The 15,472-nt window shown below is 69.5% G+C and carries 14 protein-coding genes; 11 read left to right on the top strand and 3 right to left on the bottom strand.

The annotated features are described in order from the left end of the window. The first annotated feature begins 41 nt into the window (after positions 1 to 41). Positions 42 to 338 (top strand): SCO4848 family membrane protein, encoded by a 297-nt coding sequence (locus tag E1267_RS47825; protein WP_425465066.1) that lies wholly within the window; start codon positions 42 to 44, stop codon positions 336 to 338. On the opposite strand, the gene E1267_RS04490 is transcribed toward E1267_RS47825, so the two are convergent. Beyond that, positions 310 to 1,704 carry a peptide ligase PGM1-related protein gene (locus E1267_RS04490; protein ID WP_246063456.1) on the bottom strand — a complete coding sequence of 465 codons (1,395 nt, stop codon included), beginning with the start codon at positions 1,702 to 1,704 and terminating at the stop codon, positions 310 to 312. The two genes, E1267_RS47825 and E1267_RS04490, sit on opposite strands and share 29 nt — an antisense overlap. Positions 1,705 to 2,204: 500 nt before the next feature. Here E1267_RS04490 and E1267_RS04485 point away from each other — a divergent pair, with 500 nt between their 5' ends. Next, positions 2,205 to 3,428, top strand: a complete 1,224-nt coding sequence (locus E1267_RS04485) for a M20 family metallopeptidase (RefSeq protein WP_132330044.1) — start codon at positions 2,205 to 2,207, stop codon at positions 3,426 to 3,428. 42 nt (positions 3,429 to 3,470) lie between these two features. Here E1267_RS04485 and E1267_RS04480 read toward each other — a convergent pair whose 3' ends face one another. Then, entirely contained in the window at positions 3,471 to 5,327 is a 1,857-nt protein-coding gene (locus E1267_RS04480) for a Xaa-Pro dipeptidyl-peptidase (protein WP_246063455.1), read from the bottom strand. Positions 5,328 to 5,636: 309 nt separating this feature from the next. On the opposite strand from E1267_RS04480, the gene E1267_RS04475 reads away from it, so the two are divergent. From E1267_RS04475 to E1267_RS04450, 6 genes are all read left to right on the top strand, one after another. Further along, positions 5,637 to 6,692, top strand: coding sequence for a BMP family lipoprotein (locus E1267_RS04475; protein WP_132330040.1), 1,056 nt, complete (start codon positions 5,637 to 5,639; stop codon positions 6,690 to 6,692). Positions 6,693 to 6,816: 124 nt separating this feature from the next. Continuing rightward, positions 6,817 to 8,424 (top strand): ABC transporter ATP-binding protein, encoded by a 1,608-nt coding sequence (locus E1267_RS04470; RefSeq protein ID WP_132330038.1) that lies wholly within the window; start codon positions 6,817 to 6,819, stop codon positions 8,422 to 8,424. Beyond that, the gene (locus E1267_RS04465; RefSeq protein WP_132330036.1) at positions 8,424 to 9,566 is read left to right on the top strand and encodes an ABC transporter permease; all 1,143 of its coding nucleotides are present in this window, start codon (positions 8,424 to 8,426) and stop codon (positions 9,564 to 9,566) included. Before E1267_RS04470 ends, E1267_RS04465 begins: the two co-directional genes overlap by 1 nt. After that, positions 9,563 to 10,840, top strand: coding sequence for an ABC transporter permease (locus tag E1267_RS04460; RefSeq protein ID WP_132330034.1), 1,278 nt, complete (start codon positions 9,563 to 9,565; stop codon positions 10,838 to 10,840). Before E1267_RS04465 ends, E1267_RS04460 begins: the two co-directional genes overlap by 4 nt. Beyond that, entirely contained in the window at positions 10,837 to 11,232 is a 396-nt protein-coding gene (locus E1267_RS04455) for a cytidine deaminase (protein WP_132330032.1), read from the top strand. Before E1267_RS04460 ends, E1267_RS04455 begins: the two co-directional genes overlap by 4 nt. Then, positions 11,232 to 12,509 carry a thymidine phosphorylase gene (locus E1267_RS04450; RefSeq protein WP_132330030.1) on the top strand — a complete coding sequence of 426 codons (1,278 nt, stop codon included), beginning with the start codon at positions 11,232 to 11,234 and terminating at the stop codon, positions 12,507 to 12,509. Before E1267_RS04455 ends, E1267_RS04450 begins: the two co-directional genes overlap by 1 nt. On the opposite strand, the gene E1267_RS04445 is transcribed toward E1267_RS04450, so the two are convergent. Further along, positions 12,496 to 12,897: a MarR family winged helix-turn-helix transcriptional regulator gene (locus E1267_RS04445; protein ID WP_132330028.1), complete on the bottom strand. Its 402-nt coding sequence runs from the start codon at positions 12,895 to 12,897 to the stop codon at positions 12,496 to 12,498. The genes E1267_RS04450 and E1267_RS04445 overlap by 14 nt on opposite strands. 193 nt (positions 12,898 to 13,090) lie before the next feature. On the opposite strand from E1267_RS04445, the gene E1267_RS04440 reads away from it, so the two are divergent. From E1267_RS04440 to E1267_RS04430, 3 genes are all read left to right on the top strand, one after another. After that, positions 13,091 to 13,693 carry an AMIN-like domain-containing (lipo)protein gene (locus E1267_RS04440; RefSeq protein ID WP_132330026.1) on the top strand — a complete coding sequence of 201 codons (603 nt, stop codon included), beginning with the start codon at positions 13,091 to 13,093 and terminating at the stop codon, positions 13,691 to 13,693. Positions 13,694 to 13,785: 92 nt separating this feature from the next. Continuing rightward, complete coding sequence (locus tag E1267_RS04435) at positions 13,786 to 14,859, top strand: adenosine deaminase (protein ID WP_132330024.1); 1,074 nt, start codon at positions 13,786 to 13,788, stop codon at positions 14,857 to 14,859. Next, a complete protein-coding gene (locus E1267_RS04430) occupies positions 14,856 to 15,464 on the top strand; it encodes a PH domain-containing protein (protein ID WP_132330022.1) in 609 nt (202 codons plus the stop codon). The genes E1267_RS04435 and E1267_RS04430 overlap by 4 nt, the downstream gene beginning before the upstream one ends. Positions 15,465 to 15,472 lie beyond the last annotated feature (8 nt).

Raw genomic sequence — 15,472 nt, 5'->3', positions numbered from 1 at the left:
GATTTTGGTCCACATGGCGGTCTCAGCGTAGCTCCGTGTGAATGCCCATGCGGGGACACATCCCCCTGAGATCCACCTTCGATACTAGAGAGATGGGCATGTCGCGAAAGATCGCCGGATTCCTCATCATCCTCGGCGGATTTATGATCTTCGAGTGGGTGAACCTATGGTTTAACTTGGCCGACGGCCATCCCACCGGCTTCTACGTGGTGCACGGCATCCTCGTCGTGGTGAACATCGTGCTCGCCGTCATCCTGGTGGTCATCGGCGTACGCGGCCTGCGCGGCGGGACGGGCGCCGCCGCTCCCGTCACGGGCCGCAGTAAAGACGCCGGGTGAGCGCGTGCAACTCGTCGGCCTCTTCCCGTGAGTTCCCGATCGAGGTGAAGCCCAGCTTGCCGTGCTCGGGCACGGCTCCGAGCAGGTGGAAGACGTTCCCGGTGCGCCGCTCGGGGTCGAACCCGACGCCGAGCCGTTCGGCGGTCCTGACGATCTCGCCGGGAGTGCGCCCGCGCAGGCTTACCGAGGCGCAGTTGTCGGTCGCGGTGTAGAACTTCGGCTGATCTGCGGACATGAGGCGGCCGGTGGCCGGATCGTACGCGGCCCCGGTCGTCAGCATGGCGGCGCCGAACGGATGCGTGGTGCCGCCGATCCGCAGGTTGATCTCGCACAGCAGCGCCGCGTACCCGGCGTCGGCCTTGAGCGCGAAGAAGTCCATCCCGAACACGCCCACCACACCCTGCTCGGCCAGGGTGGTGGCGATGCGGGCCGCCGACGCGCCCACCTCGGCGCGGTACTCCTCCGCCGCCGGGAACGTGCAGCCCTGGTAGACCTGGCCGCTGTCGCCGCCGAGGATCTGGTCGTGCGTGGCCAGCACCCGGGCGTCCCCGCCGGGCGTGATGCAGGCCAGAGCGCTCGGGTAGTAGAGCGGCCGGTGCTCGATGTACTCCTCGACCACCGCCCCGCGCTCCTGGATCTTGGCGGTGTAGCTGGCCCAGGTCTCTCCCGCCGCGGAGAAACTGGTCAGCGACCTGTCGCCCTTGTCGACGATCACGTTGCCGAGCCCGGAGTAGCCGTCGTTCAGCTTGACGATCACCCGGTCGCCCGGCACCCCCTCCATCGCCTCCTCGATCTCGGCCTCGGTGCGCAGGTCGCCGAAGCCGCGCGGCATCGGCACACCCGCTTCATGTCCCACCTCGCGGGCCCCGCTCTTGGAGCCGTAATGGGAAAGGGACGTGGCGGGACCGTAGAGGGGCACGTTGAGTGACGACGCGAGCTCCTCCTCCAGCTCGCTCAGGACGAACGGCACCAGCCACGCGTCACCGTCGATCGCCGATCGCAGTTGCTCCATCGCGTCGTCGGGGTGGGAGAGCAGGTTCCTGGTCAACGGCTGAGACCAGGGGTCGTCGAGCGTGATCAGCGTGAGGCGCTTGGCGGCGTCGTCGGGATCGGGGAGGAAACTGAAGTAATAGTCGATGATGTCGGGATCGATGGGGGCGGAGGAGAGATAGATCACTTTGACCCCGGGCTCCCGCAGCGTGAGCAGCAGGAAGAGCAGGCGCTCCTCGTACGACCTGACTCCCGTGATGCGGCGGAGCTCATCCTGCGGCAGGGAGAGCGAGGGCACGACCACCAGGGTCCCGTCGACCGGCTCGAAGATGCTCAACCCAGCATACTTCTCCCCGAACGGGATCTTAGTGATCATATAGCGAGTGAAGCACGCATTCTTCTCAGAGACAGCCATCGTTGAAGTGTGATGACCATGACGGAAGGTGACAGGATTCGGAATCGCTGACCACGTTTGGAACTGGCGACAACGGGTCACCATCTACTGATCCCTTGTGACTATTTCGGGATCATGCAACCCCTCACCTACCGTGACCCACCCCAGGTTACGGGCATGCCATCGGCTAACTTTTGGTGTATCTGTCGCCGGGAGACCGCGCGAGGGCGATAAAGTCGAAGCATCGCATCGGGCTCACGGCCGACCGCTGTGCTCCCGGACCGCGGCGGCACTCGCGACTGACGAACGCAAGCCCGTGCTGACGATCTCGCGCACCCGACACCAGTGGGTGTGTTTTTTGCTTCGCCGGGCGGCCGCCCGATCCGGGCGCCCCTAGCGGGGATGGACGAGTCTTCACAGCGCATGAGCCGTGTGGCCCGAGGCGTTCGGGGCAGAGCGGCATTGGGACGGGACGGTGACATATGCGGGGACGTGAGCTTCGGGGAGAACTCGACGCGTTCCTGGCGGAGACCGAGCAGGATCTCGTGGCGTTCCGCCGCGACCTGCACATGCATCCTGAGCTGGCCTTCGCCGAATATCGCACGACACAACGCATCGCCGAGCGGCTCACGGCCGCCGGGCTGGCCCCTTCGGTGCTGCCCCGCGGCACCGGCCTGATCTGCGACGTGGGCAGCGGCGACGGCCCGACCATCGCGCTGCGCGCCGACATCGACGCGCTGCCGCTGCAGGACGAGAAGGACGTCGCCTACCACTCGACCGTGGCGGGGGCCTGCCACGCCTGCGGCCACGACGTGCACACCACGATCCTGCTCGGCACCTCGCTCTTCCTCGCCCAGCAGGCCGCCGCCGGCCTGCTGCCCGGCCGCGTACGCCTGATCTTCCAGCCCGCAGAGGAACTGCCGGGCGGCGCACTCGAGGTCATGGCCCACGGCGGCATCAGCGGCGTCGACCGCATCTTCGGCCTCCACTGCGACCCCCGCGTCGACGTCGGGCAGGTCGGGCTGAGAAACGGCCCGATCACCTCCGCCTGCGACAAGCTGTCCATCCGGGTCTCGGGCCCCGGCGGCCACACCGCCCGCCCCCACCTGACCGCCGACCTCGTCTTCGCGCTGGCCAAGATCCTCACCGAGCTGCCCGCCGCGCTGTCGCGCCGGGTCGACCCGCGCTCGTCGCTCAGCCTCGTCTGGGGCAAGGTCGTGGCCGGCTCGGCCGCCAACGCGATCCCCGACGACGGCATCGCCGAGGGCACGGTGCGCTGCCTCGACGAGAACGCCTGGCACGCCGCCCCCGACCTGATCAAGTCGCTGCTGGAGTCGGTGGCAGGCGCCTACGGCGTCGAGGCCACGATGGACTACACCCGTGGCGTGCCGCCCGTCGTCAACGACGAGGTGAGCGTCGAGATGCTGAGCGAGGCCGCCGAGCGCGCGCTCGGCGCGGGCGCGGTCGTCCCGACGCAGCAGTCGCTCGGCGGCGAGGACTTCGCCTGGTACCTCGAGTCGATCCCAGGCGCGTTCGCCCGCCTCGGCACACGCTCGCCCGACGGCTACACCTACGACATCCACCAGGGCACGTTCGACGTCGACGAGAAGGCGATCTCGATGGGCGTGCGGGTGATGGCCACCACCGCGCTCACCGCGCTGTGGGAGGTCGGCCCGCTCGACTCCATCACCTCCGCTCTGGCCTGAACCGGTACGAAGGCCCGCCGCACGCGCGGCGGGCCTTCGCCGTCACATCAGCCGGCCCCACACCACGGGCAGCCGCAGGGACGAGCGTCCCGGCGCGACCGTGATCCTCGTGCCCGGCGGGTAGCGCAGGGTGTAGTCGACGTCGGTCGAAAGGATCACCAGGCCCAGCCGGTGCCCCTTCTTGAACACGTAGTCGGTCGGCTGGAAGTCCCAGGTGAAGCCGTACTCCTTGCCGGGCCGCAGCGGCTCCGTCCGGTCCGGGCGGTGCCGGTTGCGCACGTCCAGCCAGCCCCGGGTGACGATCTTGTAGGGGGTCACGGCGGTGCCGAGCCTCCTCAGCGTCGTGCAGCCCGAGTCGTCGGGGACGCTCTCGCCGTAGCAGTAGCTCTGGCCGGTCGGGACGAGGGAGCCGTTCGGGCGCTCGTCCGTGCCGTAGTCCACCAGCAAGGCCGTAAGGTACGGCGACGCGCCGTCCTTCAGCGAGGCACGCACCGAGACCGTGGGTGTCCCGGAGATGCGCACGTCGGCGGGGAGCGCGCCCGTCGAGTACGCCAGCCGGTTCGGATCGGAGCCGGTGGCCTCGACGAGTTGCTCGGCCGTCCTGGTCTTCTGGTCGGTGAACGACTCCTTACGGGACAGCGGGCGCGGCAGCAGGCTCAGCTTCGAGCCGGAGCCCAGCCAGAGCGGGACCGTGGACGTCCCGGGCAGCGGCCACCTGGCGTGCCGGCCCCACTGGCCGGCCGCGCTCTCCACGTCCGCCTGGGGTTCGCGCATGATGCCCGAGTCGATGCCGTGCAGCCAGTGGTCGAACCAGCCGTGCAACTGGCGCAGCCACTCGGCGGTGCGCAGGTTGAAGGGGCTCATGTGGGTGCCCTGGTGCAACCAGATCTTGCGCGGCACGTTCCGCTTGGCCAGGGCGTACCACCACTGCGCGAACTGCTTGGTCTTGACGTTCCAGTCGTTGAGCCCGTGTACGAGGAAGACGCTCGCCCTGACCTTGCCGACGTCGTTCATGTAGTTGCGGGCGTCCCAGAGCGGGCTGTAGTCGCCGGTGACCCGGTCCTGCTCGGCGGTGAGCCGGTCCATCAGCGCGCCGCAGGCCTCCTGGCCGTTCTCCCTGGTCAGTACGTACTTGGCGAGCACGTCCAGGTCCTCGCCCTGGAAACCGCCCGGCGCCAGGACGCCGCCGTTGGCGCGGTAGTAGTCGTACCAGCTGGAGATCGCGGCGATCGGGACGATCGTCTCCAGTCCCTTGACCCCGGTCGCGGCGACCGCGTTCGGCAGGGTGCCGTTGTACGAGACGCCGATCATGCCGACCTTGCCCGTGGACCAGGTGGCCTCGACGGGGGAGCCGTCGGCGTCGAAGCCCTTGGCGCGGCCGTTCAGCCAGTCGATCGCTGCCCTGGGCCCGGCCGTCTCGTTGCGGTCACCGGAGGTGGGGCAGCCGGTGGCGCGGCCGCTGCCGAGGTTCTCGACCAGCGCGATGGCGTAGCCGCGGGGGACGAAGTAGTTGTCGTAGTAGCCGTCGAACGGCTGGGGCACCGTCTTGGCCGCGTCGGCGCGCAGTCCGGCCAGCGGGTCGCCGTTCTCGTCGACGTCCACGGGGTGGTTGGAGACGTCGTTGCCGCCGGCGTAGTAGGGGCTGGCCTCCATGATCACGGGCACTTTGAGGCCCTCGTCGGTCTCCTTGGGCCGCAGGATGTCCACGGCGACGCGGTCCGGTCTGCCGTCGTTGTCGCTGTCGGTCCCCTCGACCTCGACGAACACGGTCTGCGCGATGGCGTCCGCCCTGGAGAAGATCGGCTGGGTGGCGTTGCCGTCGATCTTGATGGCGGGGGTGTCGGCTGTGGCGGGCGGGGTGCCGGTCAAGGTCGCGACGAGTAACGCGACCAGGGGCACGGACAAGACCTTGCAAGGATGCATACGGTGCTCCGATAGGAAAATTCCGCCGTCGCTGGGAATGTCCGCCATGATCTGGTCGGGGGCAAGAGTGATCGAGACCCGAACTTGGGCGAAACTTGTCGCAGGCCTGACGTTCGCTTCAGGTCACGGACGCGCTTGATGTCGATAACGGAGCGGTTGCGACCCTGTGTGCTGGTTTGGTCTGCCCTGGTCAAGCAACTATCTTCCGTGCAGGTGCCGTACGCTCCTTGACGCGCGCGACGAACTCGCAGCGGAGGAAGACGGCGGGAAATGGAAGGAGTCGCCTTGCTCGGCAAGCGATTCAGCAGGATGGCGGTCGGCACGGTGGCCGGCGTCATGCTCATGGCAGCGGCCGCCTGCGGCGGAGACACTGGTGGGGGCACCACGGCGAGCGAGGCGCCGGCCGGCGAGGCCGAGGGCACGCTCAAGGTCGGGCTGGCCTTCGACATCGGCGGACGCGGCGACAAGTCGTTCAACGACGCGGCGTACGCGGGCCTCGAAAGGGCCAAGACGGAGCTCGGCGCGGAGATCAAGGAGTTGAGCCCGGCCCCCGACGGCTCCAACCGCGGCGACCTGCTGCGCCAGCTGGCCGACGCCGGCTACAACCCCATCATCGGCGTCGGCTTCGCCTACGGCGAGGACATCAAGAAGACGGCGGAGGAATACCCCGACCTCCAGTTCGCGGTCGTCGACTCCGCCTCCAACGCGGCCAACGTGACGGGCCTGCTGTTCGCCGAGGAGCAGGGCTCCTACCTGGCGGGCGTCGCCGCCGCGACCAAGGCGGACAGCGGCCACGTCGGCTTCGTCGGCGGCGTGGAGAACGACCTGATCAAAAAGTTCCAGGCGGGCTTCGAGGCCGGTGTGAAGTCGGTCAAGTCGGACGCCAAGATCGACGTGAAGTATCTGACGCCTGACGGCGACTTCTCCGGCTTCAAGGCCCCCGACAAGGGCAAGGTCGCGGCCGAGAAGATGTTCCAGGACGGCGCCGACATCGTCTACCACGCCGCCGGCGACTCCGGCCTCGGCGTGTTCCAGGCGGCGGCCGCGGCCAAGAAGAAGGCCATCGGCGTCGACTCCGACCAGCGCCAGACGGTCAAGGAGAGCAACCTCCAGTCGGTCATCATGACCTCGATGCTGAAGCGCGTCGACGTCGGCGTGTTCGAGTTCATCAAGGCCTTCCAGGGTGGCGCCAAGGGCGGCACCGACATCACCTACGATCTCAAGGTCGACGGCGTCGGCCTGGCCACCACGGGCGGCGAGATCGACGACATCAAGGACGAACTCGACGCGGCCAAGAAGGACATCGTCGAGGGCAAGATCACGGTCCCGGCCAAGCCGTAGTCAGGGGCGCGACCGACAGCCGAGGGCCCGGAGTCCGCAACTTCGGGCCTTCGGTCATGCCGCCCTGCTTCTAGGAGAGGCGAAGTGAGCCAGCACCGACCAACGATCTGGGAGCGGTGAGCACATGAGCTCGGACACCCTCGCCACGGCGAGACCCGCCGTCGAGCTCACGGGCATCACCAAACGCTTCCCCGGCGTCGTCGCCAACCACGACATCCGCATCTCGGTCCGGCAGGGCACCGTGCACGCCATCGTCGGGGAGAACGGCGCCGGCAAGTCGACGCTGATGAAGATCCTCTACGGCATGCAGAAGCCGGACGAGGGCACGATCAAGGTCGACGGCAAGGACGTCAGCTTCCGCTCGCCGAGCGACGCCATCGACGCCGGCATCGGCATGGTCCACCAGCACTTCATGCTGGCCGACAATCTCACCGTGCTGGAGAACATCGTCCTCGGCGCCGAGCCGGCCAAGGGGGGCAGGCTCGACGTCGCCGCGGCGAGGAAGCGCATCACCGAGCTGGCCAGCGCCCACGGCCTGCGCGTCGATCCCGGAAAGCTGGTGGAGAACCTCGGCGTCGGCGACCGGCAGCGCGTCGAGATCCTCAAGGTGCTCTACCGCGGCGCCCGCATCCTCATCCTCGACGAGCCGACGGCCGTGCTCGTCCCGCAGGAGGTCGACGAGCTCTTCCAGAACCTGCGCGAGCTCACGGCCGAGGGCCTGACGGTCATCTTCATCTCCCACAAGCTCGACGAGGTGCTCGACATCGCCGACGAGATCACCGTGATCCGGCGCGGCACCACCGTCGCGAGCGTCGACCCGAGAGAGGTGACCGCCCGGCAGCTCGCCGAGCTCATGGTGGGCAGCGAACTGCCCACACCCGAGACGCGCGAGTCCACCGTCACCGACACGGTGATGCTGAAGGTGTCGCACCTCACCATGGAGGCCGACGGCCACCGTGCCGTGCCCAAGGACATGCCGGTCGAGCGCTACATCGACCTGCTGCGTGAGGAGGGCAGGCGGCTGCTCCTCGACGACGTGTCGTTCGAGATCCACAAAGGCGAGATCCTCGGCCTGGCCGGCGTCGAGGGCAACGGCCAGAGCGAGCTGATCGAGGCGATCATGGGCATCCGCCTGTCGCACGGCGGCATCACGCTGGGCGACCAGGACCTCAGCGGCTGGTCCACCCTGAAACGCCGGGAGGCCGGCATCGGCTACATCCCGGAGGACCGCCACCGGCAGGGACTGCTGCTGGAGGCGTCGCTCTGGGAGAACCGCGTGCTCGGCCACCAGACCAGGAGGCCCGCGCGCAGCGGCATCTGGATCAACCGGGGGGCCGCCAAGGCCGACACCTGGCGCATCGTCCGGGACTACGACGTACGCACACCCGGCGTCGACACGCTGGCCCTGGCACTGTCCGGCGGCAACCAGCAGAAACTCATCGTGGGCCGCGAGATGAGCGGCGAGCCCGCGTTCCTCATCGCCGCCCACCCCACCCGGGGCGTGGACGTCGGCGCCCAGGCCGCCATCTGGGACCACCTGCGCGAGGCCCGCGCGGCCGGGCTGGCCGTGCTGCTCATCTCCGCCGACCTTGACGAGCTGATCGGTCTCTCCGACAGTATCCGGGTGATCTACCGCGGCCGCCTCGTGGCCGCGCTAGACCCGTCCGACATCACGCCCGAGCGGCTGGGCGGCTACATGACCGGCGCGATCGCCGGAACCGAGGAGTCGTGATGCCCGCCGGGCTCAACCGGGCGCTGTTCACCGTCGCCGGCGCCGTCATCGCCATCATCCTCGCGATCGCGATCTGCAGTGTCGCCATCGTCGCCGCGGGAGCCGACCCGCTCACCGCGTTCGCCGCCTTCTTCGACTTCGGTGCGAGCGCCCGCTCGCAGTCGAACGGCATCGCGGCCTTCCTCAACCGCGCGGTGCCGCTGTTCATCGCCGGTCTGGCGGTGGCGGTGGGCTTCCGCATGAACCTCTTCAACATCGGCGTGGAAGGCCAGTATCGTCTGGCGGCCATCTGCGCGGCCTACGTGGGCTCGACGTTCACGGCGCCCAAGCCGATCCAGATCGCGGTGATCATCCTGGTCGCCGCGGCCGTCGGCGGCCTCTACGCGCTCATCCCCGCGGTGATGAAGGTGACCAGGGGCGTGAACGAGGTCATCGCCACGATCATGCTGAACTACATCGCGATCAGCCTGACCTCCTACCTCGTGCGCGGCCCGTTCGCCGGGCAGCGAGCCGCGGGCGAGCTCACCACGACCACGCCGGACCTGCCCGAGTCGGCCATGTTCCCCGACCTCAACTTCGTCTTCGACTGGTTCGGCATGCTCGCGCCCACCCGCGGCGGCGGCGTGTGGGGGTTCCTGCTCGTGGCGGTCGTGCTCGGCCTGGTGGTCTGGGTGGTGCTCGAACGCACCCGGTTCGGCTTCGAGGTCAAGGCCAGCGGGCTCAACGGCCCGGCGGCGCTCGCCTCCGGCGTCAACCCCAAGACGATGGTGATCGCGACGATGGTGATGTCCGGCGCGATCGCCGGGCTCATCGGCCTGCCCGAGATCCTCGGCGACCGTGGCGCCTTCAACTCCAACTTCACCGCCGGGCTCGGCTTCCTCGGCATCGCGGTGGCGCTGCTCGGCAGGAACAAGCCGCTGGGCATCGCGATCGCGGCGCTGCTGTTCGCGTTCCTCGACCGGGCGCAGGGTGCGCTGCAGATCGCGGATGTGCCGCCGTCCGTCATCACGATCATGCAGGGCGTGATCGTGCTGCTGGTCGTGGTGGCCAACGAGGTGACCAACCGCCTCGCGCTCAGACTCGAAGAACGCCGGGCCGCCCGGCAACTCGGCGGGAACTCTCCGGTTGAGGTGGGAGCATGACCAGGGTCGGGAAATACCATGTGGCGCTCGTCGGCGTCGCCGTGCTCCTCCTGCTGCTGTCGCTGGTACGTGTCGTCACGGGCTACGCCGACATCACCTCGTCCGGCACGTTCGCGTCCGCGCTGCTGCTCGCCGTGCCGATCGGGTTGGCCGGGCTGGGCGGGTTGTGGGCCGAGCGGGCCGGTGTGGTCAACATCGGCCTCGAAGGCATGATGGTGCTCGGCACCTGGTTCGCCGGCTGGGCCGGGTACCAGTGGGGCGCCGTCGCGGCGCTGGTCGCGGGCTTGCTCGGCGGCGCGCTCGGCGGCCTGCTGCACGCGATCGCCACCGTGACGTTCGGCGTCGACCACATCATCAGCGGCGTCGCGATCAACCTGCTCGGCCCCGGCGTCACCCGCTTCCTGTCGGAGGTGCTCTACAAGGAGGGGACCCAGGCGGCGGAGATGGGGGCGGGCATCACCACGTCGCCCGCGGTCACCTTGCCGCCGGAGGTCAGCCTGCCACTGCTGTCGGACGGACCCGACCTGCTCGGACGGCTGGAGAGCACCCACTGGTTCCTGCTGTCGGACCTCGCGGGCCTCCTGCGCGGGCTCACCCACAACGTCAACGTGCTGGTGGTCCTCGCCGTCCTCCTGCTGCCGCTGACGTTCTTCATTCTTTGGCGCACGGCCTTCGGCCTGCGGCTGCGCTCGGCGGGCGAGAACCCGTGGGCGGCCGAGTCGCTCGGTGTGAACGTCTATCTGATCAAGTACGTCGCCGTCGTCATCTCCGGCGCGTTCGCCGGGCTCGGCGGCGTGTTCCTCGTCTTCGTCTCCACGAAATACGTCGAGGGCCAGACGGCGGGCCGCGGCTTCATCGGCCTGGCCGCCATGATCTTCGGCAACTGGCGTCCCGGCGGGCTCGCGACCGGCGCCGGGCTGTTCGGCTACGCCAACGGCCTGCAACTGCGCAGCTCCGGTGCGGTCACCTCGTTCTTCCTGTTCGGCGCCGTGCTGCTGCTCATCTACCTCGGGCAGCGGGTCCGCCGCCTGCTGGCCTCGGGCGAACCGGCCGAGATGGTGACAAGAGGCGCCAGGCAGTACACCACGATGGCCGCCGCCGCCGCGGGTATGGTCGTGCTGTTCTGGCTCTGGCTGACCGTCGACCAGCTGCCGAACGAGTTCGTCTTCATCACGCCGCACGTGCTCACGCTGATCGTGCTGCTGGTCGCCTCGCAGCGGCTGCGCATGCCCAAGGCCGACGGCGTGCGCTACCGCAGGGGGGAACAACATTGAGCATCGACTGGGAGAGCCTGCGGGCCAGGGCCGCCGAGGCCATGCGCAACGCGTACGCGCCTTACTCCAAGTTCCCCGTGGGGGCGGCGGCGCTGGTTGACGACGGCAGGGTGGTCACCGGCTGCAACGTCGAGAACGCCTCCTACGGCGTCGGCCTGTGCGCCGAGTGCGGCCTGGTGTCGGCGCTGCACCAATCGGGCGGCGGCCGGCTGGTGGCCTTCACCTGCGTCGACGGCCACGGCGAGCTGCTGATGCCGTGCGGGCGCTGCCGCCAGCTCCTCTACGAGTTCGGCGGTGACGACCTGCTGGTCGAGACCGTCGACGGGCCGAAGCCGATGGGCGAGATCCTGCCGTACGCGTTCGGCCCGCAGGACCTCAGCCGGAGCTCGTGATGGACGCCATCGAGGTCATCCGCGCCAAGCGCGACGGCGGCGAGCTGACCGCCGCCCAGATCGACTGGGTGATCGACGCCTACACGAACGGCGGCGTGGCCGACGAGCAGATGTCCGCGCTGGCCATGGCGATCCTGCTGAACGGGATGGACCGGCGCGAGATCGCCGTCTGGACCCAGGCCATGATCCGTTCGGGCGAGCGTATGGACTGGTCCGCCCTCGACCGCCCCACCGCCGACAAACACTCGACCGGCGGCGTCGGCGACAAGATCACCCTGCCGCTGGCGCCGCTCGTGGCGGCGTGCGGCGCGTACGTGCCGCAACTGTCGGGCCGCGGCCTCGGACACACCGGCGGCACGCTCGACAAGCTGGAGTCGATCCCCGGCTGGCGGGCCTCGCTCTCCAACGACGAGATGCTGCACGTCCTGCGCGAGGCCGGGGCGGTCGTCTGCGCCGCCGGCTCAGGACTCGCGCCCGCCGACAAGAAGTTGTACGCCCTGCGCGACGTCACCGGCACCGTGGAGTCCATCCCGCTGATCGCCTCCTCGATCATGTCGAAGAAGATCGCCGAGGGCACCGGCTCGCTCGTCCTCGACGTGAAGGTCGGCTCGGGGGCGTTCATGAAGACCACCGAGACGGCGAGGGAACTGGCCGAGACCATGGTCGCGCTCGGCACGGACGCGGGCGTGCGCACGGTCGCGCTGCTGACGGCGATGGACCGGCCGCTCGGGCTGGCCGTGGGCAACGCCCTGGAGGTCGAGGAGGCCGTCGAGGTCCTGGCCGGAGGCGGTCCCGCCGACGTGGTCGAGCTGACCGTACGCCTGGCTCGGGAGATGCTGGCCGCCGCCGGGGTGTCCGGCAAGGACCCGGCGAGGGCGCTGGCCGACGGCTCGGCGATGGACGCCTGGCGCCGCATGATCGCCGCCCAGGGCGGTGATCCCGACGCCCTGTTGCCGAGGGCGGCCGAGACCGCCACCGTGCAGGCGCCCGCGTCGGGCGTTCTCACCCGGCTCGACGCGTACGCGGTCGGGCTGGCCGCCTGGCGGCTCGGCGCCGGGCGGGCGCGCAAGGAGGACCCTGTGTCGGCGGGCGCGGGCGTCACGCTGCACGCCAAGCCGGGTGACACGGTGCGCGAGGGACAGCCGCTGCTGACGCTCCACGCGGACGAGGCGGACCGCTTCGAGCGGGCGCTGGAGGCGCTGGAAGGCGGCTACGCGGTGGCCCCCGCCGACGCCGAACGGCTCCCGCTGGTCATCGAGCGCGTCACCGCCGGCTGACGGTGCCGCCCGGGGCGGGAGCGTCAGCGAAGATCTGGAGCAGGACGGCGCGATGCGTGGGCAGGGCCTCGGTGTGCCGGGTGCGGCCCGCGTCGGTGATGGACACGTAGACGCCACGCCGGTCGGCGTCGCACACGCCGCGCGAGACCAGCTCGGCCTTCTCCAGCCGCGCCACCACCCGTGACAGGGCGCTCTGGCTCAGGTGCACCTCGTCGCAGAGCTCCTGGATGCGCAGCTTCCTGTCGTGGTGGACGATGCGGTCGAGCACCTCGAACTCGCTGGGCCCCAGACCGTGCCGGTCGCCCAGCTCGCGTTCCAGGGCGCACATGGCCTTGGCGTGCCTGGCCAGGACGTAATGCCAGGTGTCGACCACGAATCGCTCGTCCATGTCGCGGAGGTTACCACCTCGGTAAATGCATTTGCATATGTTTCGGTACGGAAGGTGAACCGGACGGCCCGAGTGGTGAACCGTGCCGCGATGCGAGCGCCTTTGCGCGGTTCGCCCGGTTGCCGGCCGGAAACAGCCGCGCGATCTGCGGAAACACCGCTTGCGGCGACACGGGGCGGGGCATCTACCGGGCATGCGCTCGCCATCCCCGCCCGGCCGCCGGTCGCCGCGCTCGCGCGCCCTCGCCTCGCTGGCCTGTCTCACCGCTCTCACCGCCTGTGGTCCGGCCCAGCAGACCGCCCTGCCCGGATCACCCGGCCCCACCAGGTCGTCCGCCACGGCCCGCGACACACCCGGCCCCAACGCCCCCACGAGCACCTCCGAGGTGGACGTCCGGCGCGACGGCATCGAACCCGCCGTCGTGACGGGCGTACGGTACGCCAGGCACAGGACGTACGACCGCGTCGTCATCGACCTCGACGGCGAGATCCCCGGCTACAACGTGCGATGGGTGGACGAGTTCGTGGAGGACGGCTCCGGCCGGCCGATCGAGATCCGCGGCGGCGCGTACCTTCTCGTCACGCTCTTCCCCAGCAACGCCCACGACGAGGACGGCACGCCCACGTGGGAGGGCGGCCCGATCTACCACGCCGGCCTGCGCAACCTCACCGACGTCGTCAGGACCGGCGACTTCGAGGCCCGCGTCGGCATCGGCCTGGTGCTGGACCGGCGGGCCGCGTTCCAGATCCAGGAGTTGGAAGCGCCCAGCCGGCTGGTGGTCGACGTGGCCCACTGACAGAGATTGTGCCTGCCCGCGTTCAGCCCGGAAACGGCCGGCCGCGACTGAGCCGTAACCCGAAAACCGGGCAGTGCTCGTATCATGGCGTGATGAGTCCCACGCTTGACCAGATCCGGCGGGCTCCCAAGGTGTTGCTGCACGATCACCTCGACGGCGGGCTCCGCGCCGAGACGATCGTCGAGCTGGCCCGGGAGACCGACTACGGCCGGCTGCCCACCACCGATCCCGACAACCTGCGTCAGTGGTTCGAGGAGGCGTCCGACTCTGGCTCGCTGGAGCGCTACCTCGAGACGTTCGACCACACGGTCGGGGTCATGCAGACGCGCGAGTCGCTCACGCGGGTAGCCTCCGAGTGCGCCCAGGATCTGGACGCCGACGGGGTGGTCTACGCCGAAGTGCGTTTCGCGCCCGAGCAGCACACCTCCAGAGGGCTGAGCCTCGACCAGGTGGTGGAGGCGGTGCTCGACGGGTTCAGGCAGGGCTCAGAAGGGCGTGACATCCGCGTCGGCACGCTGCTGACGGCCATGCGGCACCAGGCGCGCTCCATGGAGATCGCCGAGCTGGCCGTGCGCTACCGCGACGTGGGCGTCGTGGGCTTCGACATCGCGGGCGCCGAGGCCGGCTACCCGCCCACGCGGCACCTCGACGCGTTCGAATACCTGCAGCGGGAGAACGCCCACTTCACCATCCACGCGGGCGAGGCGTTCGGGCTGCCCTCGATCTGGCAGGCCATCCAGTGGTGCGGCGCCGACCGGCTCGGCCACGGCGTACGCATCATCGACGACATCACCGTGGCCGGCGACCAGAGCGCCAAGCTCGGGCGGCTGGCTGCCTACGTACGCGACAAGCGCATCCCGCTGGAGATGTGCCCGACCTCCAACCTGCAGACCGGCGCCGCCGCGTCGATCGCCGAGCACCCCATCGGGCTGCTGCGGCGGCTGCACTTCCGGGTCACGGTCAACACCGACAACCGGCTGATGAGCTCGACGAGCGTGTCGCAGGAGTTCCACAAGCTGGTCGAGACGTTCGGCTACGGCTGGGACGACCTGCAGTGGTTCACGGTCAACGCGATGAAGTCGGCGTTCATCCCGTTCGACGAGCGCCTGGCACTGATCAACGGCGTCATCAAACCCGGGTTCGCACAGATCAAGTGGCAGTCGTGAAAGAGTCCTACCGTTCCAAGACCGCGTTCGCGCTGGCGTGGGTGTGGCTGGCCTTCGTCGCGTTCAACGTGTGGGACCTCATCGCCCACTACACCGGCAAGGCGTCGCTGGTGGCGCTGGCCGTGCTCGCGGTGCTGACGGCGCTGGTCTACTCGGTCGCGCTGCGGCCCGCCACCGTGTTCACCGAAGAGGGGCTGGTGGGGCGCAACCCGTTCCGCACGACGGTCCTGCCGTGGGCCTCGATCGACGACGTCACGGTCTCCCACTCCATCAACGTGCACCACGGCGACGAGCGGGTGCTGCGGTTGTGGACACCCATGAGCAGCGCCAGAGAGCGGGCCAAGGCGCAGCGGCGCGGGGCGCCCAGGCAGCAGCGCGGGCGGTTCAACACCGAGCCGACGCTCTCCAGGTCGGAGCAGGCGGCGGTCGAGGCGTTCGCGGGCAAGACCCACGCCGACTGGGTGGGCGACCAGATCCGCGAGCGCGCCGAGGCGGCCAGGCGCCGCGACGAGCAGGCGGCGCCGGCCCGGATCTCCTGGTCCTACGACTCCATCGCCGTGCTGGTGGCCGCTGTCGCCCTGGTGGTCGCGGCGATCGTCGTCTAGCTGTTCTG

The organism is Nonomuraea longispora, from assembly GCF_004348345.1.
In the GTDB taxonomy this organism is placed as follows: Bacteria; Actinomycetota; Actinomycetes; order Streptosporangiales; family Streptosporangiaceae; genus Nonomuraea; species Nonomuraea longispora.
This window is presented reverse-complemented; position numbering and strand designations above follow the sequence as displayed.

Bases quoted from the DNA above. Each gene is read 5' to 3' on its own strand.
- E1267_RS47825 (WP_425465066.1), top strand. From the start codon at position 42: ATGCCCATGCGGGGACACATCCCCCTGAGATCCACCTTCGATACTAGA.
- E1267_RS04435 (WP_132330024.1), top strand. From the start codon at position 13,786: ATGAGTCCCACGCTTGACCAGATCCGGCGGGCTCCCAAGGTGTTGCTG.
- E1267_RS04490 (WP_246063456.1), bottom strand. From the start codon at position 1,704: ATGATCACTAAGATCCCGTTCGGGGAGAAGTATGCTGGGTTGAGCATC.
- E1267_RS04465 (WP_132330036.1), top strand. From the start codon at position 8,424: ATGCCCGCCGGGCTCAACCGGGCGCTGTTCACCGTCGCCGGCGCCGTC.
- E1267_RS04450 (WP_132330030.1), top strand. From the start codon at position 11,232: ATGGACGCCATCGAGGTCATCCGCGCCAAGCGCGACGGCGGCGAGCTG.
- E1267_RS04440 (WP_132330026.1), top strand. From the start codon at position 13,091: ATGCGCTCGCCATCCCCGCCCGGCCGCCGGTCGCCGCGCTCGCGCGCC.
- E1267_RS04485 (WP_132330044.1), top strand. From the start codon at position 2,205: ATGCGGGGACGTGAGCTTCGGGGAGAACTCGACGCGTTCCTGGCGGAG.
- E1267_RS04445 (WP_132330028.1), bottom strand. From the start codon at position 12,897: ATGGACGAGCGATTCGTGGTCGACACCTGGCATTACGTCCTGGCCAGG.
- E1267_RS04460 (WP_132330034.1), top strand. From the start codon at position 9,563: ATGACCAGGGTCGGGAAATACCATGTGGCGCTCGTCGGCGTCGCCGTG.
- E1267_RS04470 (WP_132330038.1), top strand. From the start codon at position 6,817: ATGAGCTCGGACACCCTCGCCACGGCGAGACCCGCCGTCGAGCTCACG.